Consider the following 26,997-nt stretch of genomic DNA (forward strand, 5'->3'; position numbering starts at 1 on the left):
AGGAGGAAAATAGCAAATGTTAAGCAAAGAAGATGTACTGAAAATAGCAGCGCTTTCAAAGTTAGAATTTTCAGAAAATGAAATTGAAAAATTTAGAGTGGATTTGAATAAAATTTTTGACCATATGGAAGAGTTGAATAGTGTGGATACGAGTGAGGTTGAGCCACTTTTTAATGTGCTTGATTTGAAGGATGTATTGAGAAAAGATGTTGTTAAGGATAGTGGAATTAAGAAAGAGATCTTGGAAAATGCACCAAATAGCGATGAGGAATTTATAATTGTTCCAAAAGTTGTGGGAGAAAATGCGGATAATTAGGATGTATTGAAAAATGTCTGATTGGTAGAATTTTTGAAGAATAGAAGTTTGAAAATTGGAAGAGAAAAAATTTTTTGAAAAATTGAGATTTTTAGATACATTTTAGAAAAAATTTAGAAAGGTGGAAAAATGAGTTTATACAAAAAAACGGCTAGTGAAATAGCTGAAATGATAAAAAATAAAGAGATTACTTCTGAAGAAGTGACAAAATCTTTTTTGGATAGAATTGAGAAAACTGAAAAAAAAATAGGAGCATTTTCTAATGTGTTTCCTGAAAAGGCTTTAGATGAGGCAAAAAAATATGATTCTGAAAATAATGAAGAAGCTAGAAAAAATTATGATAATGAGTTGTTGTTTGGAGTGCCTGTGGCTTTGAAGGATAATATTGTATCAAAAGGAGATTTGACTACGGCTGCATCGAAAATTCTTAAAAATTATGTGGGAGTTTATGATGCGACAGTTGTGGAAAAATTGAAAAAAGCTGGGACACCAATAATTGGGAAAGCTAATATGGATGAGTTTGCGATGGGGTCTTCAAATGAGAATTCGTCGATAAAATCAGTTTCTAATCCTTGGGATTTGACAAGAGTTCCTGGTGGAAGTAGTGGAGGTTCGGCAGCGATGGTTGCAGCGGGACAAGCACCGATTGCACTTGGTTCAGATACTGGTGGAAGTATTAGACAACCTGCTTGTTTGACTGGAACTGTTGGGATTAAGCCAACTTATGGAAGAGTTTCAAGATACGGACTTATGGCGTTTGGATCTTCGCTTGATCAAATTGGAGCTTTGGCAAAATCGACTGAGGATTTGGCTAGACTTTTACAAATAATTGCAGGTTATGATGAAAAAGATGCGACAAGTGTAAATGTGGAAGTTCCTAACTATTTGGAAAGTTTGAATAATGACTTGAAAGGCTTGAAAATTGGGATTCCAAAAGAATATTTTGCAGAAGGATTAGATGGAAATATTAAAAAAGTGATAATGGATTCGGTGGAAAAATTGAAGGAATTAGGTGCTGAAATTAAAGAAGTATCACTTCCATATTCAAAATATGCAATTTCTACTTATTACATAATTTCATCGGCTGAAGCTGCTTCAAACTTGTCAAGATACGACGGAGTAAGATACGGTGTGAGAGAAAGCAACGAAGATGTGGAAAAAATGTATGTTGAATCAAGAACAAAAGGTTTTGGAGATGAAGTAAAAAGAAGAATTATGATTGGAAACTATGTGTTAAGTTCTGGATTCTACGACGCTTATTACAAAAAGGCTTCGCAAGTTAGAAGACTTATTAGAGACGATTTTTCAAAAGCATTAAAAGAAGTAGATGTTTTATTAACACCAGTTTCTCCAACAACAGCATTCAAAAAAGGAGAAAAAAACACAGATCCAGTGCAAATGTATTTAGCAGACATTTACACAGTTTCAGTAAACATGGCTGGACTTCCTGCAATTTCAGTACCTGCGGGATTTGTTGACGGATTGCCAGTTGGAATTCAGTTAATCGGAAATTATTTTAGAGAGGATTTATTGTTTAATATTTCTCATAAATTTGAAGGTGTTCGTGGGGAAATTGAATATCCTGAGTTTTAAAAATAGAAGTAAAAAAATTTTTTAAAATAATAAAAGATAAAAAAAAACATTTAAGAATAGCGAGTTTTTTATTAAATAAAGTGGAAATGAAAGATTTGAAGAAGAAAGGAAAAATATTAGAAAATGAGTATGGAATATGAAACAGTCATCGGACTGGAAGTGCATTGTCAATTAAAAACAAATACAAAAGTATGGTGTTCGTGTGATGCCGATTATGATAACAAACATCCAAATACATCGGCGTGTCCAGTATGTACTGGTCAACCAGGAGCATTGCCAAAATTGAATGAAAAAGTGCTTGATTATGCGATAAAAGCGGCACTTGCTTTGGGATGTGAAATAAATGAGGAAAGTCAATTTGATAGAAAAAATTATTTTTATCCAGATTCGCCAAAAAATTATCAAATTACGCAATATTTTAAACCTTATGCGGAAAATGGGACTTTGAAAATTACGACAAATTCTGGAAAAGAAGCAGTTGTTGGGATTGAGAGAATTCAAATTGAGGAAGATACGGCGAAAAGTATTCACACAACTTCTGAAACATTGTTGAATTACAACAGAGCGTCTGTACCGTTAATCGAGATTATTTCTAAGCCAGAAATTAAAAATGCTGAAGAGGCTTATGCGTACTTGAATACATTGAAGGATAGATTGAAATATACTAAAGTTAGTGATGTAAGTATGGAATTGGGGTCGCTTAGATGTGATGCGAATGTTTCTGTTAGAAAAAAAGGTGAAAAAGAATTGGGGACTAGAACGGAAACTAAAAACTTAAATTCGTTTAAAGCGGTTATGAGAGCCATTGAATATGAAACAAATAGACAAATTGAAGTGATTGAAAATGGTGGAAGAGTTGTTCAGGAAACTAGACTTTGGGATGAGGAAAATGCTGTAACTAAGCCAATGAGAAGCAAAGAGGAAGCTATGGATTATAGATATTTCCCTGAGCCAGATTTGCCTACACTTGTAATTTCTGACGAAAGATTGGAAAAAGTAAAAGGTGAAATGCCAGAATTTGCTGATGAAAAAGCGAGAAGATTTGTAAATGAGTATAAATTACATGAAATGGAAGCTGCAACACTTTCTTCAGAACAAGAATTAGCTGAATATTATGAAGAAATTGTAAATGATACAAAAGAGCCAAGACTTGCGGCAAACTGGGTGTTGACAGAAGTTTTGAGAGTATTGAAAGAAAAAAATATTTCGATTTCAGAATTTAATGTAACGCCGAAAAATTTAGGAAAATTAATTAAATTGATTCAAGCGAAAACAATTAGCTCGAAAATAGCAAAAGATGTATTTGAAATTTTATTGACAGAAGATAAAGATCCTGAAATTATCGTAAAAGAAAAAGGATTGGTTCAAATTACTGATGACAGTGCGATTGAGAAAATTGTTGATCAAGTGTTGGCTGAAAATGCACAATCGGTGGAAGATTACAAAAATGGAAAAGATAATGCAATAAAATATCTTATGGGACAAGCTATGAAGTTATCTCGTGGAAAAGCTAATCCACAAATGATAAATAAGCTAATTTTAGATAAGTTAAGTTAATCTTTTGGGATAATTTAGGAGAGAAATGGGAAAAAAAAGTGATATTCTAAACAAAGCTAAACGAAATTTAGAAAATAAAAAAAGTGGAAAAGATAAAAGAATTAATTCCGAGAGTATGTGGAACAAATGGTATATAAGAGTAATGATGCTTTGTTTTGTTCTTTTTATTTACACTTGTATATTAATAGGGAATTTATTTAAATTACAAATATTAAAAGGTGACATGTATAGTGCGCTTGGTGAAAAGCAGTATTCGTCAGAAAATTATATAAAACCTAAAAGAGGAAAAATTTCAACAGACGATGGTCAGCTCTTGGCATATGATGATGAGCAATATGTAGTAATTTTAGATCCTTCTATAATTAAAGAAGAAAACATTGATAAGTTATTAGATATGCTTAAAATGTATATAGAACCTTTGGATGTTGAAAAAGCAAGAGATAGTTATGAAATTAAGAAAAAATATAATAAAAAATATTTGAAACTGGATTATAAAATACAAGAAGACGCTAAACACGCCATTGAGCAAGAAGTTGATGCCGCCACTAAACAAGTGAAAGAAAATAATAAAGGAAAAGACAAGTCCCAGAAAAAGACAAATCCATTTTTGGGAATCGCATTTGAAACTGTTTATACACGAAGATATGAAAATATCAGTGCTTTTCAAGAAACAGTGGGATTTGTAAATAATGAAAATGATGGTATTTATGGAGTTGAAAAATATTATGACAAGGAACTTGCTGGAGAAATGGGAGTTGTTAAAGGTTCTTTAAAAATACCTGAACCTTTTTTGAAGTTTTCGAATATAAAAAATAAAGGTGAGTCTAAACCAGCGAAAGACGGGAATAATATAGTATTGACAATCGACAATAAAATTCAAGATATGCTAGATCGAGAATTGAATAGAACATTTAATGAGTACGATGCAACTTCCACAATGGGAATTTTACTGGAAGTTGAAACTGGTAAGGTACTTGCAATGTCGTCGTATCCAAAATCAAGCGATTATTCAAAAGTGAAGAATCGAACAATTACTGACTTTTTTGAGCCAGGGTCAATATTTAAGCCAATAACGGTATCAATGGGATTGCAGTCGAAGAAAATAAGTGCTGACACAAGATTTCAATTGAATGGTTCAATTCAAGTGCAAGATAGGGTCGTTAGAGATCACGATGATACAGCTTTGGGAAATTTAAGTTTAGCAGATGTAATAGCTCATTCATCCAATGTCGCAATGGTAAAAATTTCACAAAAATTAGACAGAGCAACTTTTTATAAATATTTAGCAAGCGTTGGACTGGGTTCAAAAACAGGAATTGACACTTCTGCGGAAATGACAAAGAAACTTTTGAGTTTAAAAGATTTGACAGAAGTGAGAAAAGCGAATGTGGCATTTGGTCAAGGTATTGCGATGACTCAGATTCAGATGTTAATGGCGCTTAATACTGTAATAAACAACGGAAAACTTATGAAACCTTACATAGTTGACCGAATAGAAGATGAAAATGGAAATATTGTCAAAAAAAATAATCCGATTGTGTTAAGAAAAGTTTTTAGCGATGAAGTTTCAAGATTGAACAGAAGCTACATGGAAGCCGTTGTCAGCCGTGGAACAGGGAAAGATGCGCAAATTCAAGGTTATCGTGTAGGTGGTAAAACTGGAACGGCACAAAAATCTGGAAAAGGCGGTTATCAAAAAGGTCGTTATTTCAGTTCATTCTTCGCATTTTTTCCAGTGGATCGTCCTAAATATGCGTTGCTTATCACCATAAATGAGCCAAAGGGTAAAAATTATTATGGAGCTTTAGTGGCATTGCCGTCGGTAAAAAAAGTTTTGACAGAATTAATTAACTATAAGCGAATAGGTCCTGACGGAGAAACAAAAGTTGAACCTTCGGTAAAAGAAACAGTGATTGAAGAAAATAAAAAAGATTTAAATGAAATTAAAACAATGTTTTCTAAAAATGTTATGCCGGATTTAAAAGGAGTTGTATTAAGAGATTTTTATTCAATTTATCCACAAGGAAAATATCCGAACTTTAAAGTATCTGGAAGTGGAAAAGTTGTGGATCAGTATCCAAAAGCTGGAGAAAAAATTGATAGCAAGACAAATATTAAAATATATTTTCAGTAAAATTTATAAAAAATAAAAAAAATTAGTGAGGTAAAATTGATGAAAAAGTTAATTTTTATGTTATTTATGATTTTTTGTGTGATGTCATTTTCGGCGATAGATAAAGGAGTAGCCGTAGTTAGAAATGATGATTACAGCGCCACATATTTGATAACATCAGTTAGCCGTGGAAAATTGGCGGATAAACTTTTCGGCTGGAAAAAAGGCGGTGATCTTTCTCAAAAAATTTATTCAAATTTAAGAGATGCTTCAAAAATAGAATTTATAATTGAAAAAAATGAAGAAAGTGCAGTTTTGGGAGCGTTAAAATTATTTGAAAAAAATGGATTTTCAGGAGAAATTACGATTACAGAAATTGCAAAAATAGAAAATATAAATTTGAGAAATATTGCAACAAAAAATAACTGGACTTATAAAGTTTATAGCTCACCAGAGGAAATCGAAGGAAATGTAAATCTTGAAGGTGGCTCTGATACAAAAGCAAATTTTGTAAAAATGCTTTTAAAAAATGTGAAATCTAAATTGTAAATTTAAAAATTTTTATCATAAATAGGTTAATAATAATTATTATTGACCTATTTTAGTTTGCTAAAATAAAATAAATATATTATAATAAAAATAAGTAAAATTGGATAAAAAATATTTTTTTGAAAAGGAAAAAGAAGAAAAAAATGAAAAAAGGTATTGGAAAAGCACACAGTAAAATTATATTGCTGGGAGAACATTCTGTTGTTTATGGTTATCCTGCGATTGCAGTTCCGCTAAAAAATATTGAAATTGAATGTGAGATTTTAGAGAGCAAGACAAATTTTTGCTGTAATGAAAATGATACTCTTTCAGTTGCAATTTTTACGGCACTAAAATATTTGAAAAAAGAAAAAGAAAAAATAAAATATAGCATAAAATCAGAAATTCCCACAAAAAGAGGAATGGGTTCGTCAGCGGCAGTGAGCATTGCGGCTGTTCGAGCAGTATTTGACTATTTTAATCAAAAAATCGAAACTGATTTGCTAGAAAAATTGGTAAATGTTGCAGAAACTACAGCACATCAAAATCCAAGTGGACTGGACGCCAAAACTTGTCTGAGTGAAAAGCCAATAAAATTTATAAAAAATAAAGGATTTTCATATATTGATATAAATTTGGGAGCATATTTAGTTATTGCAGATTCGGGAATTTATGGAAATACAAGAGAAGCTGTGGAAAAAGTGAGAAATTTGGGAGAAAATGCAAAAGAGCCGTTAAAAAATTTGGGAGAACTTACAGAAAAATTTGAAAGTTTGATAAAAAATAAATTTGAAACTGAAAAAGTAAAAAAAATCGGACAAATAATGACAAATGCGAATGACGAATTGAAAAAAATAGGCGTTACAATTGAAAAAACGGAGATGCTTGTAGAAAAAGCGTTGGAAAATGGAGCAAGTGGTGCAAAAATTTCAGGTGGTGGACTGGGAGGCTGTATTATCGCACTTTGCAAGTCACAAAAAATTGCAGAAAAAGTAAAAAAAATATTGATTGAAAATGGAGCAATCAATATTTGGATTGAAAAAATTTGAGAATAAATTTAAAAATAAAAAATAAAAAAATTTAAGATGGAGAAAATTTGAGATGGAAAAGGTAAAGTCGTACGCAAATATAGCGATTATAAAATACTGGGGAAAAAAAGATAAACAAAAAATGATACCTGCGACAAGCAGTATTTCATTGACTTTAAAAGATTTGTATACGGAAACGGAAATTGAATTTGTGGATGAATTTGAAATAAAAAAAGAAATTGAAAAAAATGAAAAGAAATTTTCTGGAATTAGAGATTTATTTTATTTAAATGGTGAGTTGCAAGATAAAAATCACACTGAAAAAATTAGTAAAGTAGTGGATTTATTTAGAGCAAAATCAAATGAAAAAAATAAAAAAGTAAAAATCAAAACGACAAATAATATGCCAACAGCAGCGGGACTTTCTTCAAGTTCAAGTGGATTATCAGCTGTAATAAAAGCGTGTAACAAGTTATTCAAAAAAATTTATCACAGGAACAGTTAGCACAAATTTCTAAATATGGTTCGGGTTCTTCTGCCAGAAGCTTTTTTGGACCTGTCGCCGCTTGGGACAAGGATAGTGGAGAAATTTATAAAGTGAAAACTGATTTGAAATTGGCTATGATTGTTTTAGTTTTAAGCAAGAGTAAAAAAGATGTGTCAAGTCGGGATGGAATGGAGCGTTGTGTAAAAACTTCGACATATTTTAAAGAGTGGGTAGAACAATCAGAAATTGATTTTGAAAATATGAAAAAGTATTTGCAAGATAATGATTTTGAAAAAGTTGGGAAATTAACTGAAGAAAATGCACTAAGAATGCATAAGACGACTGAAACATCAAATCCGCCATTTTCATATTTTTTGCAGCAAACTTACGAAGCTATGGAATTTGTTAAAAATTTGAGAGAGAAAAATAACGAAAAATGCTATTTTACAATGGATGCTGGTCCGAATGTAAAAGTTCTTTGCTTGGAAGAAGATTTGGAGAGATTGGCAGGAATATTTTCTGAAAAATATGAAATAATTATGAGTAAAACTGTTGAATTGTAATATTTTAGAGTTATAAATAAAGAAAGGGGAAATTTTTTTGGGAATTATAAGAATTTTGGATGAAAGTGTGTCTAATGTCATTGCGGCTGGGGAAGTTGTGGAAAATCCAGCTTCGATGATTAAAGAGATGATTGAAAATTCTTTGGATGCCAAAGCTACGATGATTAAAATCGAAGTTTTTAAGTCGGGAGTCGATGTCAAAATTAGTGATAATGGGATTGGAATGGATAAAGATGATACACTTTTATCGGTAGAGCGACATGCCACTTCTAAAATTTTGAAAAAGGAAGATGTGTTTAATTTGACGACATACGGATTTCGTGGAGAAGCACTTTCTTCGATTGCAGCTGTTTCAAAGCTGACAATTTTGACAAGGACAAAAGATAGTTCGGTTGGATATAAAATTTCAAGTTATGGCGGAGTTGTGAGAAATTTTGAAGAAGTTTCAAAAAATGTCGGAACGGAAGTGGAAGTGCGAGATTTATTTTACAACACTCCTGCAAGAAAAAAATTTTTGAGAAAAACTTCTACGGAATATTCCAAAATTAGAGAAATTGTGCTAAAAGAAGCACTTGCAAATAGCGATGTTTCATTTTCATTGGATTTGGATGGGAAAAAAATTCTTCGGACAAGTGGAAATGGAATAGAAAATACGATTTTGGAGTTGTTTGGAAAGTCAGTTTTAAAAAATTTAAAAAAATTTGAGTATGGATATTTGGGAAATGTGGAAATTTTGAGAAGTACAAAAGATTTTTTGTTCACTTTTGTGAATAATAGATATGTGAAATCGTTGACAATTGAAAGAGCAATAATAGATGGTTACTATACAAAACTTATGAAAGGAAAATATCCTTTTGCTATAATTTTTTATAATACTGACCCAAAAGAAATTGATGTCAATGTTCATCCGTCTAAAAAAATAGTCAAATTTTCCAATGATAAAATCGTTTACAGTGAAATAAAATCAGCTATAGATGACTTTTTTTACTACGCTGACAGAGAAAATTGGCAACCAAATATTAATTTGATTAAAAAAAATATAAATTTGAACGAGAAAAAAGAAATGAAAGATGATTTATTTTCTGATGAAGTTCCAAAAATTGAAGAAAACAAATTTTTTAGCCTTGAAACTTTTGATGGGAAAATTCAAACTGAAGAAAAAAATCAAGAAAATCAAAAAAATAAGCGAACAGAAGAATATGAAAAAAATAAAGAAAATAAAGAAGAAACTGAAATAAAAAAAGAAAATTTAAACAAATTTTTTCAAAATAGTGAAAAATTTGAAAAAATTGAAAAAGATGAAGAACATGAAAAAAAAGATGGAAAAAATGGAAAAGTTGAAAAAAATCAAGAAATTGAAGAAATTAAAAAAATTTTTGAAATAGAAAAAAATTCAAAAATTGGAGAAAATATAAATTATGATTTAAATAAATTTTCTAAAAAAGATAAAAATAAAAATTTTGAAATTAAAAATAATGAAACTTTGGAAATTAAACAAGAAAAAAACTCGAATTATAAAGTTGGGACATTTGAAAAATTTGAAGGAGAAAAAGTTGTCTATGATATTTTAGGACAGATTTTTGACACTTATATTTTGGTTAAAAGAAATGATGAACTTGAAATTTATGACCAGCACATAATTCATGAGAGAATTTTGTACGAAGAGTTAAAAGAAAAATTTTATGGAAAAAAAATTGATTCAACTCAGCTTTTGATTCCAAAAAAAATGGAAGTTACTTCGATTGAAAAAGAAATTATATTTGAAAATATTGAGATTTTTAACAATTTTGGTTTTGAAATTGACGAATTTTATGAAAATGAGATTTTAATTCGAGCAGTGCCAGTTTTTGACTTTAGAGAAAGTTGTGAAAATGTTTTTGAAAAATTGTTGAATGATTTGAAAAATGAAGTTGAAATAAAAGATTTAAGAGAAAAAATTATTATTTCGATGTCTTGCAGAGGTGCAGTAAAAGCTGGACAAAAGTTATCTTTTGACGAGATGCAAAATATGGTGAGAAGAATACACGAAGTTGGGAAATACACTTGTCCCCACGGTCGACCAATCATTGTAAAACTTACTAAGAATGATTTGGATAAAATGTTTGGGAGAAGAAAATAAAATAATTGACAATGAGGGGAAAATATGATAAGAATTAATATAGTGTGTGTTGGAAAAATTAAAGAAAAATATATAAAAGATGGAATAGAAGAATTTTTAAAAAGGTTGTCAAAATATGCAAAATTGGATATAATTGAATTGAGCGAAGAAGATGACAATAAAGGCGTAAAAAATGCCATAGATATTGAAACAGAAAGAATAATAAATATAATTGAAAAGAAAAATTATTCTTATAATATTTTGCTGGATTTATCTGGAAAGATGCTGACTTCTGTGGAAATGGCACAAAAAATTGAAAAAATTTCACTCACAAATAGTGAAATTAATTTTATAATCGGTGGCTCGAACGGAGTGGCGGATAAACTTAGAAAAATTGTTGATTTTAGATTGGCATTTTCTAATTTTACATTTCCGCATCAATTGATGCGACTTATATTAGTTGAACAAATATATAGATGGATTTCAATAAATAATAATATAAAATATCATAAATAGTGGAGGAAGTTATGTATTCGGCTGGTGAAGAATTTGAGAGATATAACGAAGAAAATGAATTGGAGAGTTTTACTTGTATTGCAAATGTCAATGCTGACGGCAAGGAATACTTGGTATGTGATGATGAAACTGGAGAAAAAAGAATTTTTTTGTATGACAGTATTGAAGAAGAATTAAAAGATTTGGATGAAGATGAGCAGGAGCGGATTTTAGAAATCTGGGACGAGGAATATTATGGCTCTGATAAAGATTATATGTACTGGAATGAAGATTTTGGGGAATATGATAAAGAAGGAGATTTTGAAGAAAAAATTGATGAAAATGATTTTGGAATACTGGATGGCGAAGACGATGAATTTTTGGAAGTGGATGTTGAAGATGACGACGATGAAGAAATTGACGAAGATTTGGATGAATTTCTGGATGAATTTTTGGATGAATAATAAAAAAATTAAAAAGGGAAAATTATGAAAATAAAAATAAAAAGTTTCGATAAATTTTCACAAAATTATGAAAAAGAATTTGAGCTTATAAAAGTGACAGATTTGGACAAGAAAAAAGAATATCATTATAGCGATGAATATGGAATTTGTAAAATTGTTGATAATCACGATTTTATCGAGATTTATCGCCGTGGAGAAATCAATTCAAAGCAAGTGTTTAAAGTTAGTAAGCATACGCCATTTATTTATATGACAAAACAATTTCATGCAAAATATAAAATTTTTACAAAAAAATTTGAAAAAGAAACTGACAAAATAATGTTAGAATATGATATAATGGATAATGACAATATAATAAATAACATAAAATTAAATATTTATTTTATGAAAAAATAAAAGAAAAACAAAAAAAAGCAAAATAAAATAAAGAAAGGAAAAGTGATGAGTAATCAAAAAAATCAAACACCAAATGACAATGGTATAATAAGAGAAAAATTAAAAAAAGTAGCAGAATTAAAAGAGTTGGGGATTGAACCTTATGGAAGAAATTACGACAAAGTAAATGATATTGCCGAAATTAATAAATATGATGAAACATGTGACAAAGTATTTAAAACAGCGGGAAGAATTGTAGGATTCAGAAGAATGGGAAAAAATGGATTTGGAAAATTGCAAGATCCAACTGGACAAATTCAATATTATGTTAAAAAAGAAGAAGTTGGAGAAGACCAATATGAAATTTATAAAAAATTGGGACTTGGAGATTTTCTTGGAGTTGAAGGATCGTTATTTAGAACTAAAACTGGAGAATTAACTTTAAGGGTAAAATCTTTTGAAGTTTTATCAAAAAATGTAAGACCACTACCAGAAAAATTCCATGGATTAACTAATGTAGAAACTCGTTACAGACAAAGATATGTTGATTTAGTAATGAATAGAGAAGTTATGGAAACTATGAAAAAAAGATTCCAAGTTATTAGATTTTTTAGAAGCTATTTAGAAAAAAAAGGATTTACGGAAGTTGAAACTCCAATGATGCACCCAATCGCAGGTGGAGCAACTGCAAGACCATTTGTTACGCACCACAATGCATTAGATATGGAATTATTCTTAAGAATCGCACCTGAATTATACTTAAAAAGATTATTAGTTGGTGGATTTGAAAAAGTATTTGAAATTAATAGAAGTTTTAGAAATGAAGGAATTTCTGTAAAACATAATCCTGAATTTACAATGATGGAATTGTACCAAGCGTACGCTGATTTTAATGATATGATGGACTTGACAGAAGACTTAATTTCTAACTTGACTTTCGAGTTACATGGAAAATATGAAATTGAATATGAAGATAAAACTATTAATTTAGCTAAACCTTGGAGAAGAGTAACAATGAAAGAAGCTGTAAAAGAATCAACTGGATTTGATTTTGATTCAATTTCAAGTGATGAAGAAGCTGTTGAAAAAGCGAAAGAATTTGGAATTCCTTTAGAAAAAGATAAAACTTATACAAAATTTGGAATTTTAAATTTATTCTTTGAAGAAAAAGTGGAAGAAACATTAATTAATCCAACATTCATAACAGAATATCCAAAAGAAATTTCTCCACTTTCAAAAAATCAAAAAGGTGAAACTGAATGGGTTGACAGATTTGAATTGTTTATTTCTGGAAGGGAATTTGCAAACGCATATTCAGAATTAAATGATCCGCAAGATCAAAAAGAAAGATTTGAAGAACAGGTTAAACTAAAAGAAGCGGGAGATGACGAAGCTCAAGGAATGGATTTAGATTATATAAGAGCGCTGGAATATGGAATGCCGCCTGCAGGAGGTCTTGGAATAGGAATAGACAGACTTGTTATGTTACAGACAAATTCTGCGTCAATTAGAGATGTTATTTTATTTCCGACTCTTAGAAAAGAAGATATTGATTTATAAATTATTTAATAAAAAAATATTATTTAATAAAATTTTTTCTCACTATATTAATTTTGGATAGTGAGTTTTTTTATTTTATTTTTTAAATAAAAATAATTTTGAAAATATAAAAAAATATTGTATAATTTACACATAAAACATAAAACATAAAACAAAAACTAAAATAATAAATTAAAACAGAAAGTGGGAAAAATGGGAAAAAAATCAGAATTAATAAGAGGGACAAGTAAATGTGCCAGATTTTTTGTCTGTGATACAACACAAGTTGTAAAAGATGCGCAAAGTAAGCATGGACTTGATGCGATTGCAACAGTTAATTTTGGGAAACTGCTCACTGCTGCGGCTATGATGGGAAAAGATTTGAAAGTGGAAGATGGAGTAGTTTCGGTGGAAATAAGCGGTGATGGAGCTTATGGAAAAATGGTTGCAACTGCGAATATGAAAGGCCATGTAAAAGGATATGTCGGAAATTCTTCAAATGCTAAACTTATTGACAAAGATGGAAATTTCGTGAGAGATGAAAAAGGGAGAATTAAACTTATTGGCGATGGAATAATGCAAGTTAGAAAAGATATTGGATTAAAAATGCCTTTTTCTGGAATGGTTGCGCTAGAAAATCAAGATATAGCAGACATTGTTGCAAGTTATTTTTTACAGTCGGAACAAATAAAGTCAGTTGTTGCACTTGGAGTAAAACTTAACGAAGATGGAAGCGTGAATCGTGCAGGAGGTTATTTAATTCAGCTTCTTCCTGGTGTAGAAGATACTTTTATAGATAAACTGGAAGATAAACTGAAACAAATCAGAAGTATCACAGAGTTATTAAACGGCGGATTTAGTCTTGAAAGAATAGTTGAGCTTTTGTATGAAGATATTTCGGTGTTTGAAGAAACTGAAGATGTTGATGGAAATCATAAAAAGAAGTATGTTGAAAATTTTGAAATTTTGGAAAAAAGTGAAATTGAGTATAAATGTAACTGTTCAAGAGAAACATTTTTAAAGGGTTTAATTACTTTGGGAAAAGAACAAATTGATGAAATCTTTAAAGAGCAAGGGAAAATTGAAGTGGAATGTCATTTTTGTGGGAAAAAACACCAATTTGAAAAAAAGATTTTGAAGGAGCATTTTAATTTAAAGTAATTAAAAAAGATTTTTAAAAATAAAAAAAATTCATAAATTAATTTTTAAATTTTTTTCGAAAATAAATATTAAATAAAAATAAAGTGAAGTAAAGAAAAATAAGTAAAAAAAACAAAATATAATAAAAAAAATAAAATATAATAAAATATAATAAAATATAATAAAATATAATAAAAAAAGAAAGGATTTAAAAAATGAGTAAAATAAGAGTTGGAGTAATAAGAGGAGGAGTTTCGACAGAAAGAGAAATTTCATTGAAAACTGGAAGTGAAATTGTAGCAAATTTGAATAGGGACAAATATGAAGTGTTTGATATTGTAATTGACAAGGAAAATGAGGTTTTTGAAAAAGTGAAAGATTTAAACCTTGATTTTGTATATATCGCTCTACACGGAGTTTTCGGAGAAGATGGAAGAATACAGGCCATTTTACAAAGTCTTGGAGTGGCTTATAGTGGGCCTGGTGTAATGTCAAGTGCAGTTTGTATGGATAAGGAATTTTCTAAAAGAATTGTTGCAGGATATGGAGTTAGAATTGCAAAATGGATAAGTGTGCGTCGTGGAGAAACTGCGAATTTCGATGAAATAAAAGAAAAATTGGGAGATAAAGTTGTTGTAAAACCAAATAGTGGAGGTTCAAGCATCGGAGTAAGCTTTGTTTCTAATCAAGAAGAACTTGAAGCTGGGTTAGATTTGGTGTTTAGCATGGATAAAGAAGCTCTTATTGAAGAAGTTTTGACTGGAGTTGAAATTAGTGTTCCTGTGATTGACGGGAAAGTTTTTCCAACTATAAGAATCGAAGCACTTGCAGGAGATTATTTTGACTTTGAATCTAAATATGCAAAAGGTGGGGCAAAAGAATATGTCTATGAATTTAGTGAAAAAGTTCAAAATGAAATAAATAAATTTGCAAAAGATAGCTATTATGGATTAAAATGTGAAGGATTTTCAAGAATAGATTTTATGGTAGTAAATGAAGACACGCCTTATTTTATGGAAGTAAATACATTGCCAGGAATGACTGCTGCAAGTTTACTTCCTAAAAGTACAGCATCTCTAGGTTATAATTACGAACAGACATTGGATTTATTAATAAATTCTTCGATTGATGTAGAGAGATAAAATAAAAAATAAATAAAAAGGAGTTAAATTTTAAATTATGATTGGAATTATTGGAGCTGTCGATGAAGAAGCGGATGAAATAAAAAAAGAAATTAAAGATATAAAAGAAGAAGTGATAAGTGGAATTTCTTTTTTCCGTGGAAAATTTAATCAAAAAGAAGTCGTTTTTGTTCAGTCAGGAATCGGAAAAGTTAATGCGGCGATTACTGCGACGCTGTTAATAGAAAAATTTGATGTAAAAACTGTTATTTTTTCGGGAGTTGCAGGTTCGTTAAGTAAAGATTTGAAAGTTGGAGATGTTGTTGCGGGAGTTGATGTTGTTCAGCACGATGTCGATGCTACAGCGTTTGGCTATAAAATGGGACAGATTCCACAGATGAAACAGTGGGCTTTTGAGTCGGATAAAAATCTTTTGGAAAAAGTTCAAAATATAAGTCATAAAGTTGTGTTGGGAAGAATTTTGACAGGGGATCAGTTTGTCAGTAAAAAAGATGTGAAAATAAAACTGGGAGAAGATTTTTCGGCACTTTGTGTGGATATGGAAAGTGGTGCTGTGGCACAAGTTTGTAGCCGTTTAAATGTAAAATTCTTAATAATTCGTTCTATTTCCGATAGCATTACTGATGAATCAGATATGGAATACAATAGTTTTGTAAAATTGGCAGCAAAAAATTCAAAAGAAATTTTGAAAGAAATAATATAAAAATTTATGGAATATTTTAGGAGGAGTAATGAAAGAGAGAATAAAAAAATTACAAAAAGAAAAAGATGTGGCGATTTTAGCTCATTATTATGTAGATGGAGATGTACAGGAGATTGCTGACTATGTTGGAGATTCTTTTTATTTAGCTAAGACTGCGACAAAGCTGAAAAATAAGACCATAATAATGGCAGGAGTATATTTTATGGGTGAAAGCATAAAAATTTTAAATCCAGAAAAAACAGTGTATATGGTTGATATTTATGCCGACTGCCCTATGGCACATATGATAACTATAAAAAAAATAAAAGAAATGAGAGAAAAGTACAATGATCTGGCAGTAGTATGTTATATAAATTCAACAGCTGAAATTAAAGCACATTGTGATGTCTGCATAACTTCATCCAATGCACTTAAAATTGTAAGTAAATTAAAAGAAAAAAATATCTTCATAGTTCCTGATGGAAATTTAGCCTCATATATCGCAAAACAGGTAAAAAATAAAAATATTATTTTAAATGAAGGTTATTGCTGTGTACATAATTTAGTGCATTTAGAAAATGTAAAGAAACTAAAAGAAGAATATCCTAATGCAAAAGTTTTGGCTCATCCAGAATGCAAGGAAGAAATTTTGGAACTAGCAGACTATATTGGGAGTACAAGCGGGATAATTGCTGAGACTTTAAAGGAAGGAGATGAATTTATAATTGTAACTGAAAGAGGAATTAGATTTGAAATATATAAGAAAGCTCCTAATAAAAAATTGCATTTTGCAGATACTTTGATATGCAGAAGTATGAAGAAAAACACCTTGGAAAAAATCGAAAAAATTTTGACGGAAGGTGGAGATGAACTGAAAGTTGATGATGAAATAGCTAAAAAAGCTCTAATTCCTTTGGAAAGAATGTTAGAATTGGCAGGGGATTGAAATGAAAGCTGAAAATTACGATGTAGTTATAATTGGTTCTGGAGTTGCGGCATTGATTTGTGCTTTGACATTAGATGACAGTATAAATATATGCTTAATAACGAAAAAGGAGCTTAAAGACAGTAATTCTTATCTTGCACAGGGAGGAATATCTGTTTGCAGGGGAAAAGAGGATAGAGAAGATTATATCGAAGATACTTTAATTGCAGGCCATTATAAGAATGACAGAAAGGCAGTTGAAATATTAGTTGATGAATCAGAAGAAGCTGTAAAGACTTTGATTGGAATGGGAGTAAAATTTACAGGTGATAAAAAAGGTCTTTTCTATACAAGAGAGGGAGGACACAGAAAATTTAGAATTTTATATTGTGAAGATCGAACTGGTAAATACATAATGGAAAGCCTTATAAAAAAAGTTTTGGAAAAAAAGAACATAAAAACAATAGAAAATTGTGAATTTTTAGATATAGTTGAAGAAAATAATACTTGTCTTGGTATTGTAGCCAAAAATAAAGAAATATTTTCCATAAGATCTAAATTCACAGTTTTAGCAACAGGAGGGATAGGCGGAATATATAAAAATACTACAAATTTTTCTCATATAAGAGGAGATGGAGTAGCAGCAGCTATCAGACATAATATAGAATTAAAGGATATTTCGTATGTTCAAATACATCCAACGACATTTTATACAAAAGATAATGAAAGGAAATTTTTGATTTCGGAATCAGTAAGAGGGGAAGGAGCGGTGCTTTTAAATCAGAAGTTGCAAAGATTTACAGATGAGTTAAAACCTAGGGATGAAGTCACAAAAGCAATACTGAAAGAAATGAAAAAAGATAAATCTGAATATGAATGGTTAGATTTTAGCACAATAAAATTAGATATTGAAAAAAGATTTCCAAATATTTATAAACAATTAATAAAAAAAGATATAAATGTATTGAAAGATAAAGTTCCAGTAGTTCCTGCTCAGCATTATACAATGGGAGGAATCAAGGTTAATATGGATTCAAAAACTTCAATGAAAAATTTGTATGCTGTTGGTGAAGTTGCCTGTACGGGTGTTCATGGGCAAAACAGGCTTGCAAGCAATTCATTATTAGAAAGTGTTGTGTTTGGAAAAAGAGCAGCCCGTTCGATTAATATTGAAAATAACATCTCTAATTATAATAATGCGGCAGCAGATAATGCTTTTAAAAATATTGAAAAAGAGGTTTTTGAAATAGAAAATAAAATAAAAGAAAATAAAAATATTATAGAGCAAAGGATAAAAGAAGATGAGTTTGAGAAAAATAGATAAATTTCAAATGGATGATTCAATCAAATTAGCATTAAAAGAGGATATTACTTCAGAAGATGTAAGTACAAATGCAATTTATAAGGATGATAGATTGGCAGAAATTTCTTTATATTCCAAGGGAGAAGGAATTTTGGCAGGACTTGATGTATTTAAAAGAGTTTTTGAGTTAAATGGTTCTCCTGTTTTTACTGAGTATAAAAAAGATGGGGATGAAGTTTTTAAAAAAGATCTGATACTAAAGATAAGAGATGATGTAAAAGCATTGCTATCTTCTGAAAGAGTAGCTTTAAATTATTTGCAAAGAATGAGTGGAATTGCAACTTATACAAAAAAAATGATAGAAGCGCTAGACGATAAAAATATATATTTACTAGATACAAGAAAAACTGTTCCGAATATGAGAATATTTGAAAAGTACGCAGTTGTAGCTGGTGGAGGGCATAACCATAGATATAATCTTTCTGATGCGATAATGTTAAAAGACAATCATATAGATGCCGCTGGTTCAATAACAAAAGCTATAAAACTTGCTAGGGAATATTCTCCTTTTATTAAAAAAATTGAAATAGAAGTTGAAAATTTAGAAGGGGTGGAAGAGGCAGTTAGAGCTGGGGCAGATATAATTATGCTTGACAATATGGATATAGAAACTATTAAAAAGGCTATAAAAATTATACGAAAGAAAGCTGTAATAGAATGTTCTGGAAATATAGACATTAATAATATAAATCGCTTTAAAGGATTGGAGATTGATTATGTTTCAAGTGGGGCTATAACACATTCAGCTAAAATTTTAGATTTAAGTCTAAAAAATTTGAGGTATATAGAATAAGAAAGGGGGTAAATTTTTATGAAAAATAATATTGAAGATATGACACTTAAAGAAGTCCAGTATCTGATTAAAAGAATAGAAAAAGGGACTTTAGATGAAAGCAGAGATAAGGAAGAATCGCAGAAAAAAAAAGAAAATGGACAAAGATTAGTTTTAAAATTAATTGAGGAATTTGGGGAACTGGCTGAAAATATTAGAAAAAATACGAGGTTTGATGGACAAAATATAAAGGGGACGATTGAGGAGGAAGTATTTGATGTATTTTATTATATTGTTGCGATTGCGAATTATTATGAAATTGATTTTGAAAAAATCTTTTATTAAATAGTGCAAGAACACTCACAACTTTAGTCGTGAGATGAATTGCACGAAAATTTTAGTAAGCATATAGGGAAACTTGTATGTAGATACGGAGCAAAACCGTGCAACAAAGAAACTGAACTGCTGGGAACTCTTAAAGCTGGTATAACCACAACATAATACCTTCGTTCAAATATGGTATAAGTGTGAAGGTAGCGAAAGCAGAAAAAATATACTAGATGGTGCAAGGTTAAATCCTAAACATTATGATAATAGACAATCAGCAGCTAAGCCTGAAAAGGAAAGTTCAACGACTATCCCTCGTGAGGGGAGTACAATACAAGCGACTGGTATTGGAAGTGGTTTCGCCTAAGTCCTTGAAACAGGATATGGATAAGATATAGTCTGTGCTTGTTAGAGATAACAAGAGGTTCAAGGCTAATCTCCTTAATTTATTAAGGAGTATATATGCCATGAGAACTGCATAAGTAGTAGCGCACTTATGTGAACGACGCTTCCCACTGTTGTGGGGTTTTAAAAACTTTAAAAATATTTAAAAATAAATAAAAAATATTACTTTTGACAGATAAAATGTAGAATACATGGTATAATATCTCTGATAAAAAGGAGGTGATTATACATGTATTTAACTTTAAAACAACAGGTAAAACATCTTAGTAAAAAAGAGTTTAGGAATTTAAAATATTTATCTCATATAGCCAAGAACTTAACTAATGAAGCTATATATAATATTAGACAATACTATTTTAATAAGAAAAAGTATTTAAGTTATAATGAAAACTATAAAATACTTAAAAATAGTGAAAATTACAAGAAATTAAATTCTAATATGGCTCAGCAAATTCTAAAAGAAGTAGACGGAAGTTTTAAATCATTTTTTGGACTTTTAAAACTTGCTAGGAATGGTCAATATAATTTTAAAGATATAAAATTACCTAAATATCTTGCTAAAGATGGTTTTACAACTCTTGTTATAGGTTTTGTTAGATTAAAAGATGATATGCTGATAGTTCCTTATTCAAATTCGTTTAAGAAAACTCATCAGGAAGTTAAAATTAAGCTGCCACCAGTATTAAAAGACAAGAAGATAAAAGAGATTAGAATAATACCAAAACAACATTCCAGGTACTTTGAAATTCAATATACTTACGAAGTAAAAGAAGTTCAAAGGGAATTAACTAAAGAAAATGCACTAGGAATTGATTTAGGTATAAATAATCTTTGTACTTGTGTTACAAATACTGGAGCATCATTCATAATAGATGGTAGAAAATTAAAATCAATTAATCAATACTATAATAAGATAAATGCAAAATTGCAAAGCATTAAAGATAAGCAAAAGATTAAGCGGACAACATTAAGGCAAAAGAGAATAGCTAGAAGAAGAAATAATCGTATAGAAGATTATCTTTCAAAAGCAGCAAGAATAATTGTAAATTATTGTCTTAATAATGATATAGGAAAAATAATTTTAGGATATAATGAAGATTTTCAAAGAAAATCAAATATTGGAAGTATAAATAATCAAAACTTTGTAAATATACCATATGGAAAATTAAGAGATAAATTAATATATCTATGTAAACTATATGGAATAGAATTTAAACTGCAAGAAGAGAGTTATACATCGAAAGCAAGTTTCTTTGATGGAGATGAGATTCCAATATATGATAAAGAAAATCAAAAAGAATATATATTCAGTGGAAAAAGGATAAAAAGAGGACTATATCAAACAAGTAAAGGCTATCAATTAAATGCAGATTGTAATGGAGCATTAAATATATTAAGAAAAAGTAAAGTTGTGGATTTAAATATCCTATACAATAGAGGTGAGCTGGACACGCCTAAAAGAATAAGGGTAGTGTAAAGCTATCAAACTTCTTAGAAAATTTTTGAATATTTTTAAAAATTTTAGAACCCTGTGACTTTAGTCGTGGGAGGTTCAGTAATTATGGTATTACATTAAAATATTTTTTACTATTTTAAAGAAAGGGGAAAAAATATGAGTTATCGATTAAATCCATATAAAATTTTGAGAAGTGTGGTAATTTTAGCAGTTATTATTTGTCTAGGAGTTCTTGCTTTTAATTTTAAAAAATCTAAAGAATCTGCGACAAATGAAATAAAAAAAGATGTTAAAGTCAGAGGAAAAAATTTTTTCAAATCAAAAGATTATAAAAATAATTTGACTTTGCCAAAAGAAAATATTCAAGAAAATAATAAAAATGTCATAAACGATATAAAAACTAATGACAACAAGACAAAAAATGTAGATTTGCAAGATATAAAAAAAGATGACGCCAATAAAAAAATTGAAGATGAAAAAAAGAACCAAGAAAAGGCTAAAGAGCAGCAAAAAAATAATCAGCAGGAAATAGAAAAACAAAAGCAAAAGGCGAAGGAAGAAGCGGCAAGAATTGAAAAGGAAAAAGCTCAAAAAGCAAAAGCCGTGGCAGAACAGAAAGCAAAAGCTGAAGCTGCAAAAGGTCCTAAAAAATATATTCAAGTGGCATCTGTAAAAACAGAAGCTGGAGCTAGAAGCATAACTAAAAAATTAGGTGGAAATTTTTATTATAAAAAAACTGTCGTAAATGGGAAAAAAGCATATGTTGTAATGTCAAACATGACAAATGACCAAGCAAAATTAAATTCTATGCAAAAAACTGTTAAATCTAAATACGGCAGCGACTATATGATAAGAGGCGGAGGAAAATAAAAAAAAAGAAGGTGAACAATGAAAAAAAACTTTAGAGGAAATATTACACCAGAAGAAATTGTTGAAAAAATTAAAAATTCAAAAAATATTGTGCTGACAGCTCACATAAATCCTGACGGAGATGCGCTTGGTTCACTTTTAGCATTTTATTTTATGATAAAAAAATTTGACGATAAAAAAAATATTCAAATTGTGGTAGATGACAAATTGCCAAAATATATGCGCCATTTTGAAGATACAAAATTTATTTTAAGTTATGAGAATTTTTTACAAAAAAATGACTTAAAAAATAAAAAAAATGATCTTTTCATAAGTTTGGACTGTGCAAATGAAGAGCGCTATCAAAAATCTGTGGAAATAAAAAAACAAAGTGAAAATTCAATAAATATTGACCATCACATAAGTAACACAGAACATGCCGAATTCAACTACATAGAAGATATTTGCAGCACTTGTGAACTTTTATATCAGTTTTTGGAAATATTTGGCATTGAATTAGATAAAAGAATTGCAAAATATTTGTATCTTGGAATAATCAATGATACAGGAAATTTTAGGCATGACAATGTCACAGAGCACACATTTTTTGTCTGTTCTAAATTAATTGGTGCGGGAGCAAATAATCATAAAATTGCCAACATAATTTTTGCCGTCAGCGAGAAAAAAATAGACTTTTTCGGAGAAGTTTATAAAAATAAAAAAATTGATCATAACTACGGCTTTGCATATTATTATTTGACGCAGGAAAAGATGAAAGAGCTGGGAATTGAAAAAGACGACACCGATGGAATTGCTGAAATGCTTTTAAAAATTGAAGGTATGGAAATTTCGCTTTTTGCAAGAGAAGAAATTGACGGTTCGATAAAAGGAAGTTTTCGTGCAAATGATAAATACAATGTAAATGAATTGGCACAAAACTTTGGCGGTGGAGGTCATATAAAAGCTGCAGGATTTAGAACTGAGCTGACTTTTGATAAAATTATTGAAAAAGTGTATGAAAAATTTAAATTTTTTGAAAAATAAAAAAAAGGGAAATAAATTATGTTTAATATGTTTAATTATCTAAAAATAAAAGGTTTTACAAATGATGAATTAGTAAGTCAATTTGAAAAAATAGAAGAGATGAATCAAAAGATTAATAATATTTTGGATGAAAAACCAAATGCAATATTAAAAAAAATTGACTTTAGTTATTTGGACGAAGAAAAGACAAAGTTAAATTTTGAAATAAATATAGATATTATAAACAGGTAAAATGGGAAAAGTGATATGAAAAAAAATAATTTAAAAAGAAATATATTAATAGCATGTTTTAGTTTAGTTGTAAGCTGTTCATATGTTGGAGTGAGGACAGTTCCAGATTCGGCAGTTGTTTCAAGAGATACAGTCGTCGAAAATAGCATTTTAGAAATAAAAGATAAATTTGGCGAAGAAATAAAATCACAAGATGTGGGAATTTATAAAAAAGGTTTTGGAAACTGGAAAGTAATTTTATATGGTGAAAATGCTTATTATGAAGTGAGAGTAAGTGAAGATGGAAAAATTGTTTCAAGTAGAGTTTTGAAATATAAATAAAATAAAAAATAGAATTTTTAGGAATTACTTCTAATTTTAAATTAGTAGTAGCTCCTTTTTTTCTATTTTTTAAATTCTTTTATTTAAATTTTTTTATTTAAGAAATAGCGACACAATTTTTAAAATACAAAATGTAATTCCACTCGCAATAACAGGTCCTGCCGCAATTCCTCGCAAAAATACAACTCCGATTATTGTTCCTGCAATTAAAGTAACTGTAATTTCTGGCTGATTTGACAAGAGAGACAAACCTTTTGCAGATAAAAGTGACACTAGAATTCCACTAAAAATTGTAATCCATCCAATTGGAGATTTAAAGGCGTTAAATAAGTGATAAAATCTAACTTCTCCTGTGGCAATCGGAATTAAAATCGCAATTGTAATGACCAAGACTCCCCAGTTTATTCCATTTTTTCTAAATTGTGTAATAAATTTTTCAATATCCAAAAATTTAAAATTATAAAATTTTGAAATATCGAATAAAATTTTTAGAATTATTACAAAAACAGTTGCATATACAATAGATTTATTAAATTTTATAGTTCCAACTAATAAAATTAAGATTAAAAATATATAACTTTCCAAAATAAATTCTCCTCTCAAAAAAATCTTTTCTTTAAAGTATAACACGAAACTTTTGTTTTCTCAACAAAAAAATTTTTTTGCTTTAATTATTTTTTAACAATTGCTTTTTAAAAAAAATGGGATATACTTATATTATAAGATAAAAGAAGGAGTTGATTGGAATGAAAAAATTAGCAATTTTTCTAATTTTATTAATTGCAGCTTTTAGTTGTTCTAAGGAAAATAGAGAAAATAAAGTTGAAAGAGTTTCAAAGGTGGATTCAGGGAATTTTACTGAGGTTCAAACTTCGAAAAATCAGAATAATGATGAGAATAAATCTCAAAGTAAAAAAATTTCTTACGAAAAAGAAAGACAAGACGAGGATAAAACACAAAGAGATAATTTGGATAAAAAATCAAGTGGAAATTATGCAAAAGAATTAGAAAGTAAAATGGAAAAATTGGAAGAAGAAATGCAAAGTAAATTGGATTCGGGTGTGACTTCTGAAATGGTAAATGCAAATAATGAACTTTATGAAGCTTGGGACAAAGAATTGAACAAAGTGTATAAACTTCTTATGGAGAGATTGCCGAGTGATAGAAAAGAAAAATTAAAAAATGCACAGAGAGCTTGGATAAAAAGTAAGGAAGAAAAAGCAAATGAAGCTGCAAAAGAAGCCAATGGAGGAACTTTGGCGGGTGTACTGCATTCAGGTACAGCAGCTAGCTTGACAAAGGATAGAGCAATTGAACTTGCAAAAATGTACGATAATTTAAAATAGTAAAAATTAAAAAAGACTGGACTATAACCGGTCTTTTTTAGTATAATAGATATATATTAAATAATAAAAAATATTGAAAGGATAGAAAAAATAATGAGATTATCGAAAGCATTTTTAAAAACATATAAGGAAGCACCAAAAGAGGCAGAAGTAATAAGTCATAAATTGATGTTGAGAGCTTCTATGATTAGACAATTGACAAGAGGAGTTTACAGCTATTTGCCATTGGGATATAAGGTTTTGAAAAAAATTGAGAATATTGTTAGAGAGGAAATGGATAGAGCTGGGTCACAGGAAATTTTAATGCCAGTGTTGCAGCCAGCTTCATTGTGGGAAGAGTCTGGAAGATGGTTTGCTTATGGTTCAGAACTTATGAGAATGAAGGATAGAAATGAGAGAGAATTTGCGTTGGGACCTACGCATGAAGAAGTTGTTACGGATATTGTTAGAAATACAATTACTTCGTATAAAGAATTGCCATTTAACTTGTATCAAATTCAGACAAAATTTAGAGATGAAATGCGTCCAAGATTTGGTCTTATGAGAGGAAGAGAGTTCTTAATGAAAGATGCCTACAGTTTCCATTTAACAAAAGAATCGTTGGATGAAGAATTTTTGAATATGAAAAATGCATATTCTAGAATTTTGGAAAGAATGGAGTTAAAATTTAGAGCGGTTGATGCGGATTCTGGTTCGATTGGAGGAGACGCTTCAAATGAATTTATGGTACTTGCTGAAAATGGAGAAGACGATATTTTATACAGTGACTCATCAGATTATGCTGCAAATGTTGAAAAAGCTACGAGTATCATTGAATTGAAGGAAAGTTCAGAGGAAAAATTGCCAAAAGAATTAGTTGAAACGCCTAATACTAAGACAATTAAGGAATTGTCAGAATTTTTGAATATTCCAGAGGAAAAAACTGTTAAAGCGGTTATGTTGAAGGAAGTATTGGAAGATAAAGTAAATTATGTGTTGGCACTTATTCGTGGAGATTTGGATGTAAATGAAATTAAATTGAAAAATGCAGTGAATGCTTCGATGGAATTGGAAATGATGACTGAAGAAGAATGTGAAAAATTTGGGATTGTTCCTGGATTTGCGGGATCTTATGAGAAAAAAGAAGGACTTACAGTTGTTATTGATGAAACTGTAAAATATGTGAGAAATTTTACATTGGGAGCAAATAAAAAGGATTATCATTTTATTAATGTTAATTTGGAAGATTTGCATTATGATGTAGTTGCTGATATTAGAACGGCTAGAGCGGGAGATATTTCGCCAGATGGAAAAGGTGTGTTAAAAATTGCTCGTGGAATGGAAGTTGGACACATTTTTAAATTGGGAGATAAATATTCAAAAGCGTTAGATGCAAAAGTTTTAGATGAAAATGGTAAACAGCAAGTAATCCAAATGGGATGTTACGGAATTGGTGTTTCAAGATTGATGTCGGCTGTAATTGAGCAAAAACACGATGACTTTGGAATTATTTGGCCAAAATCGATTGCACCGTATATTGCAGATGTGATTATTGCTAATGTAAAAGATGAAACACAAGTAAATGTTGCTGAAAGAATTTATGAGGCGTTGAAAAATGAAAATATAGATGTTGTTTTAGATGACAGAAATGAGAGAGCAGGATTTAAGTTTAAAGATGCTGACTTAATTGGATTCCCGCTTAAAATTGTAGCTGGAAAAGGTGCAGCTAATGGAATTGTGGAAGTTAAAGATAGAGCAACTGGAGAAAGCGTTGAAGTTAAGGTTGAGGAAGTTGTTAATTTTGTGAAAGAGTTTTTGGCTAAATAAATTTATCTGAAAATAAAAATTTTATTTTTGTA

At 29.6% G+C, this 26,997-nt stretch carries 29 protein-coding genes; 28 read left to right on the forward strand and 1 reads right to left on the reverse strand.

What is annotated here, in order from left to right; genetic code table 11:
• Positions 1-16 precede the first annotated feature (16 nt).
• The 26 genes from gatC (at position 17) to J5A73_RS00355 (ending at position 23,813) form a co-directional block, all read left to right on the forward strand.
• Positions 17-316, forward strand: a complete 300-nt coding sequence (gene gatC, locus J5A73_RS00235) for an Asp-tRNA(Asn)/Glu-tRNA(Gln) amidotransferase subunit GatC (RefSeq protein ID WP_021745911.1) — start codon at positions 17-19, stop codon at positions 314-316.
• 129 nt (positions 317-445) lie between these two features.
• Positions 446-1,909 carry an Asp-tRNA(Asn)/Glu-tRNA(Gln) amidotransferase subunit GatA gene (gene gatA, locus J5A73_RS00240; RefSeq protein ID WP_211615585.1) on the forward strand — a complete coding sequence of 488 codons (1,464 nt, stop codon included), beginning with the start codon at positions 446-448 and terminating at the stop codon, positions 1,907-1,909.
• 123 nt (positions 1,910-2,032) lie between these two features.
• Positions 2,033-3,466, forward strand: coding sequence for an Asp-tRNA(Asn)/Glu-tRNA(Gln) amidotransferase subunit GatB (gatB, locus tag J5A73_RS00245; RefSeq protein ID WP_211615587.1), 1,434 nt, complete (start codon positions 2,033-2,035; stop codon positions 3,464-3,466).
• A gap of 25 nt (positions 3,467-3,491) precedes the next feature.
• On the forward strand, positions 3,492-5,600 hold the full coding sequence (locus J5A73_RS00250) for a penicillin-binding transpeptidase domain-containing protein (protein WP_211615589.1): 2,109 nt from the start codon (positions 3,492-3,494) through the stop codon (positions 5,598-5,600).
• Positions 5,601-5,639: 39 nt separating this feature from the next.
• Positions 5,640-6,128, forward strand: coding sequence for a hypothetical protein (locus J5A73_RS00255; RefSeq protein WP_211615591.1), 489 nt, complete (start codon positions 5,640-5,642; stop codon positions 6,126-6,128).
• 143 nt (positions 6,129-6,271) lie between these two features.
• The gene (gene mvk, locus J5A73_RS00260; RefSeq protein ID WP_211615593.1) at positions 6,272-7,156 is read left to right on the forward strand and encodes a mevalonate kinase; all 885 of its coding nucleotides are present in this window, start codon (positions 6,272-6,274) and stop codon (positions 7,154-7,156) included.
• 52 nt (positions 7,157-7,208) lie between these two features.
• Positions 7,209-7,640: a hypothetical protein gene (locus J5A73_RS10340; protein WP_249069301.1), complete on the forward strand. Its 432-nt coding sequence runs from the start codon at positions 7,209-7,211 to the stop codon at positions 7,638-7,640.
• 5 nt (positions 7,641-7,645) lie between these two features.
• Complete coding sequence (mvaD, locus tag J5A73_RS10345) at positions 7,646-8,185, forward strand: diphosphomevalonate decarboxylase (protein ID WP_249069432.1); 540 nt, start codon at positions 7,646-7,648, stop codon at positions 8,183-8,185.
• A gap of 37 nt (positions 8,186-8,222) precedes the next feature.
• Positions 8,223-10,304 carry a DNA mismatch repair endonuclease MutL gene (mutL, locus tag J5A73_RS00270; RefSeq protein ID WP_211615595.1) on the forward strand — a complete coding sequence of 694 codons (2,082 nt, stop codon included), beginning with the start codon at positions 8,223-8,225 and terminating at the stop codon, positions 10,302-10,304.
• A gap of 24 nt (positions 10,305-10,328) precedes the next feature.
• Positions 10,329-10,799 carry a 23S rRNA (pseudouridine(1915)-N(3))-methyltransferase RlmH gene (locus J5A73_RS00275; protein ID WP_211615597.1) on the forward strand — a complete coding sequence of 157 codons (471 nt, stop codon included), beginning with the start codon at positions 10,329-10,331 and terminating at the stop codon, positions 10,797-10,799.
• Positions 10,800-10,810: 11 nt separating this feature from the next.
• On the forward strand, positions 10,811-11,242 hold the full coding sequence (locus J5A73_RS00280) for a hypothetical protein (protein WP_211615599.1): 432 nt from the start codon (positions 10,811-10,813) through the stop codon (positions 11,240-11,242).
• 24 nt (positions 11,243-11,266) lie between these two features.
• Positions 11,267-11,638, forward strand: coding sequence for a DUF1934 family protein (locus tag J5A73_RS00285; protein WP_211615601.1), 372 nt, complete (start codon positions 11,267-11,269; stop codon positions 11,636-11,638).
• 45 nt (positions 11,639-11,683) lie between these two features.
• Positions 11,684-13,177 (forward strand): lysine--tRNA ligase, encoded by a 1,494-nt coding sequence (gene lysS, locus J5A73_RS00290; protein ID WP_211615603.1) that lies wholly within the window; start codon positions 11,684-11,686, stop codon positions 13,175-13,177.
• A gap of 192 nt (positions 13,178-13,369) precedes the next feature.
• Entirely contained in the window at positions 13,370-14,317 is a 948-nt protein-coding gene (locus J5A73_RS00295) for an Hsp33 family molecular chaperone HslO (protein WP_211615605.1), read from the forward strand.
• Between the two features lie 194 nt (positions 14,318-14,511).
• Positions 14,512-15,438 carry a D-alanine--D-alanine ligase gene (locus J5A73_RS00300; RefSeq protein WP_211615606.1) on the forward strand — a complete coding sequence of 309 codons (927 nt, stop codon included), beginning with the start codon at positions 14,512-14,514 and terminating at the stop codon, positions 15,436-15,438.
• A 37-nt stretch (positions 15,439-15,475) separates the two neighbouring features.
• Positions 15,476-16,141, forward strand: coding sequence for a 5'-methylthioadenosine/adenosylhomocysteine nucleosidase (locus tag J5A73_RS00305; RefSeq protein WP_211615608.1), 666 nt, complete (start codon positions 15,476-15,478; stop codon positions 16,139-16,141).
• Positions 16,142-16,169: 28 nt separating this feature from the next.
• A complete protein-coding gene (nadA, locus tag J5A73_RS00310) occupies positions 16,170-17,066 on the forward strand; it encodes a quinolinate synthase NadA (protein WP_211615610.1) in 897 nt (298 codons plus the stop codon).
• Between the two features lies 1 nt (position 17,067).
• Entirely contained in the window at positions 17,068-18,369 is a 1,302-nt protein-coding gene (locus tag J5A73_RS00315) for an L-aspartate oxidase (protein ID WP_211615612.1), read from the forward strand.
• Positions 18,347-19,201 (forward strand): carboxylating nicotinate-nucleotide diphosphorylase, encoded by an 855-nt coding sequence (gene nadC / locus J5A73_RS00320; RefSeq protein ID WP_211615614.1) that lies wholly within the window; start codon positions 18,347-18,349, stop codon positions 19,199-19,201. The genes J5A73_RS00315 and nadC overlap by 23 nt, the downstream gene beginning before the upstream one ends.
• 18 nt (positions 19,202-19,219) lie before the next feature.
• Positions 19,220-19,525 (forward strand): MazG nucleotide pyrophosphohydrolase domain-containing protein, encoded by a 306-nt coding sequence (locus J5A73_RS00325; RefSeq protein WP_249069302.1) that lies wholly within the window; start codon positions 19,220-19,222, stop codon positions 19,523-19,525.
• Positions 19,526-19,564: 39 nt separating this feature from the next.
• On the forward strand, positions 19,565-19,681 hold the full coding sequence (locus tag J5A73_RS00330; RefSeq protein ID WP_211614554.1) for a MarR family transcriptional regulator: 117 nt from the start codon (positions 19,565-19,567) through the stop codon (positions 19,679-19,681).
• A gap of 460 nt (positions 19,682-20,141) precedes the next feature.
• Positions 20,142-21,389, forward strand: a complete 1,248-nt coding sequence (locus J5A73_RS00335) for an RNA-guided endonuclease TnpB family protein (protein WP_211615616.1) — start codon at positions 20,142-20,144, stop codon at positions 21,387-21,389.
• A 135-nt stretch (positions 21,390-21,524) separates the two neighbouring features.
• Complete coding sequence (locus J5A73_RS00340; RefSeq protein ID WP_211615618.1) at positions 21,525-22,238, forward strand: SPOR domain-containing protein; 714 nt, start codon at positions 21,525-21,527, stop codon at positions 22,236-22,238.
• A gap of 18 nt (positions 22,239-22,256) precedes the next feature.
• On the forward strand, positions 22,257-23,261 hold the full coding sequence (locus J5A73_RS00345; RefSeq protein WP_211615620.1) for a bifunctional oligoribonuclease/PAP phosphatase NrnA: 1,005 nt from the start codon (positions 22,257-22,259) through the stop codon (positions 23,259-23,261).
• 18 nt (positions 23,262-23,279) lie between these two features.
• The gene (locus tag J5A73_RS00350; RefSeq protein WP_211615622.1) at positions 23,280-23,492 is read left to right on the forward strand and encodes a hypothetical protein; all 213 of its coding nucleotides are present in this window, start codon (positions 23,280-23,282) and stop codon (positions 23,490-23,492) included.
• A 15-nt stretch (positions 23,493-23,507) separates the two neighbouring features.
• Positions 23,508-23,813: a hypothetical protein gene (locus tag J5A73_RS00355; protein ID WP_211615624.1), complete on the forward strand. Its 306-nt coding sequence runs from the start codon at positions 23,508-23,510 to the stop codon at positions 23,811-23,813.
• Between the two features lie 93 nt (positions 23,814-23,906).
• Here the strand turns inward: J5A73_RS00355 and J5A73_RS00360 are convergent, their stop codons facing one another.
• Complete coding sequence (locus J5A73_RS00360; RefSeq protein ID WP_211615626.1) at positions 23,907-24,398, reverse strand: DUF441 domain-containing protein; 492 nt, start codon at positions 24,396-24,398, stop codon at positions 23,907-23,909.
• 161 nt (positions 24,399-24,559) lie between these two features.
• Here J5A73_RS00360 and J5A73_RS10350 point away from each other — a divergent pair, with 161 nt between their 5' ends.
• Together J5A73_RS10350 and J5A73_RS00370 are read left to right on the forward strand one after the other, a co-directional pair.
• The gene (locus J5A73_RS10350; RefSeq protein WP_249069303.1) at positions 24,560-25,159 is read left to right on the forward strand and encodes a lysozyme inhibitor LprI family protein; all 600 of its coding nucleotides are present in this window, start codon (positions 24,560-24,562) and stop codon (positions 25,157-25,159) included.
• A 93-nt stretch (positions 25,160-25,252) separates the two neighbouring features.
• Complete coding sequence (locus J5A73_RS00370) at positions 25,253-26,965, forward strand: proline--tRNA ligase (RefSeq protein ID WP_211615628.1); 1,713 nt, start codon at positions 25,253-25,255, stop codon at positions 26,963-26,965.
• Positions 26,966-26,997 lie beyond the last annotated feature (32 nt).

Origin of the sequence: Leptotrichia sp. oral taxon 218, from assembly GCF_018128225.1 — a bacterium.
Lineage (GTDB): Bacteria > Fusobacteriota > Fusobacteriia > Fusobacteriales > Leptotrichiaceae > Leptotrichia.

Excerpts from the sequence above, each read along its gene's own strand:
- J5A73_RS00355 (WP_211615624.1), top strand. The coding sequence starts at position 23,508 with ATGAAAAAAAATAATTTAAAAAGAAATATATTAATAGCATGTTTTAGT.
- J5A73_RS00345 (WP_211615620.1), top strand. The coding sequence starts at position 22,257 with ATGAAAAAAAACTTTAGAGGAAATATTACACCAGAAGAAATTGTTGAA.
- nadA (WP_211615610.1), top strand. The coding sequence starts at position 16,170 with ATGAAAGAGAGAATAAAAAAATTACAAAAAGAAAAAGATGTGGCGATT.
- J5A73_RS00350 (WP_211615622.1), top strand. The coding sequence starts at position 23,280 with ATGTTTAATATGTTTAATTATCTAAAAATAAAAGGTTTTACAAATGAT.
- nadC (WP_211615614.1), top strand. The coding sequence starts at position 18,347 with ATGAGTTTGAGAAAAATAGATAAATTTCAAATGGATGATTCAATCAAA.
- J5A73_RS10350 (WP_249069303.1), top strand. The coding sequence starts at position 24,560 with ATGAAAAAATTAGCAATTTTTCTAATTTTATTAATTGCAGCTTTTAGT.
- mvk (WP_211615593.1), top strand. The coding sequence starts at position 6,272 with ATGAAAAAAGGTATTGGAAAAGCACACAGTAAAATTATATTGCTGGGA.
- J5A73_RS10340 (WP_249069301.1), top strand. The coding sequence starts at position 7,209 with ATGGAAAAGGTAAAGTCGTACGCAAATATAGCGATTATAAAATACTGG.
- J5A73_RS00250 (WP_211615589.1), top strand. The coding sequence starts at position 3,492 with ATGGGAAAAAAAAGTGATATTCTAAACAAAGCTAAACGAAATTTAGAA.
- gatC (WP_021745911.1), top strand. The coding sequence starts at position 17 with ATGTTAAGCAAAGAAGATGTACTGAAAATAGCAGCGCTTTCAAAGTTA.
- J5A73_RS00340 (WP_211615618.1), top strand. The coding sequence starts at position 21,525 with ATGAGTTATCGATTAAATCCATATAAAATTTTGAGAAGTGTGGTAATT.
- J5A73_RS00325 (WP_249069302.1), top strand. The coding sequence starts at position 19,220 with ATGAAAAATAATATTGAAGATATGACACTTAAAGAAGTCCAGTATCTG.
- J5A73_RS00315 (WP_211615612.1), top strand. The coding sequence starts at position 17,068 with ATGAAAGCTGAAAATTACGATGTAGTTATAATTGGTTCTGGAGTTGCG.
- J5A73_RS00295 (WP_211615605.1), top strand. The coding sequence starts at position 13,370 with ATGGGAAAAAAATCAGAATTAATAAGAGGGACAAGTAAATGTGCCAGA.
- J5A73_RS00285 (WP_211615601.1), top strand. The coding sequence starts at position 11,267 with ATGAAAATAAAAATAAAAAGTTTCGATAAATTTTCACAAAATTATGAA.
- lysS (WP_211615603.1), top strand. The coding sequence starts at position 11,684 with ATGAGTAATCAAAAAAATCAAACACCAAATGACAATGGTATAATAAGA.
- gatA (WP_211615585.1), top strand. The coding sequence starts at position 446 with ATGAGTTTATACAAAAAAACGGCTAGTGAAATAGCTGAAATGATAAAA.
- J5A73_RS00275 (WP_211615597.1), top strand. The coding sequence starts at position 10,329 with ATGATAAGAATTAATATAGTGTGTGTTGGAAAAATTAAAGAAAAATAT.
- J5A73_RS00370 (WP_211615628.1), top strand. The coding sequence starts at position 25,253 with ATGAGATTATCGAAAGCATTTTTAAAAACATATAAGGAAGCACCAAAA.
- gatB (WP_211615587.1), top strand. The coding sequence starts at position 2,033 with ATGAGTATGGAATATGAAACAGTCATCGGACTGGAAGTGCATTGTCAA.
- J5A73_RS00305 (WP_211615608.1), top strand. The coding sequence starts at position 15,476 with ATGATTGGAATTATTGGAGCTGTCGATGAAGAAGCGGATGAAATAAAA.
- J5A73_RS00255 (WP_211615591.1), top strand. The coding sequence starts at position 5,640 with ATGAAAAAGTTAATTTTTATGTTATTTATGATTTTTTGTGTGATGTCA.
- J5A73_RS00335 (WP_211615616.1), top strand. The coding sequence starts at position 20,142 with ATGTATTTAACTTTAAAACAACAGGTAAAACATCTTAGTAAAAAAGAG.
- J5A73_RS00280 (WP_211615599.1), top strand. The coding sequence starts at position 10,811 with ATGTATTCGGCTGGTGAAGAATTTGAGAGATATAACGAAGAAAATGAA.
- J5A73_RS00300 (WP_211615606.1), top strand. The coding sequence starts at position 14,512 with ATGAGTAAAATAAGAGTTGGAGTAATAAGAGGAGGAGTTTCGACAGAA.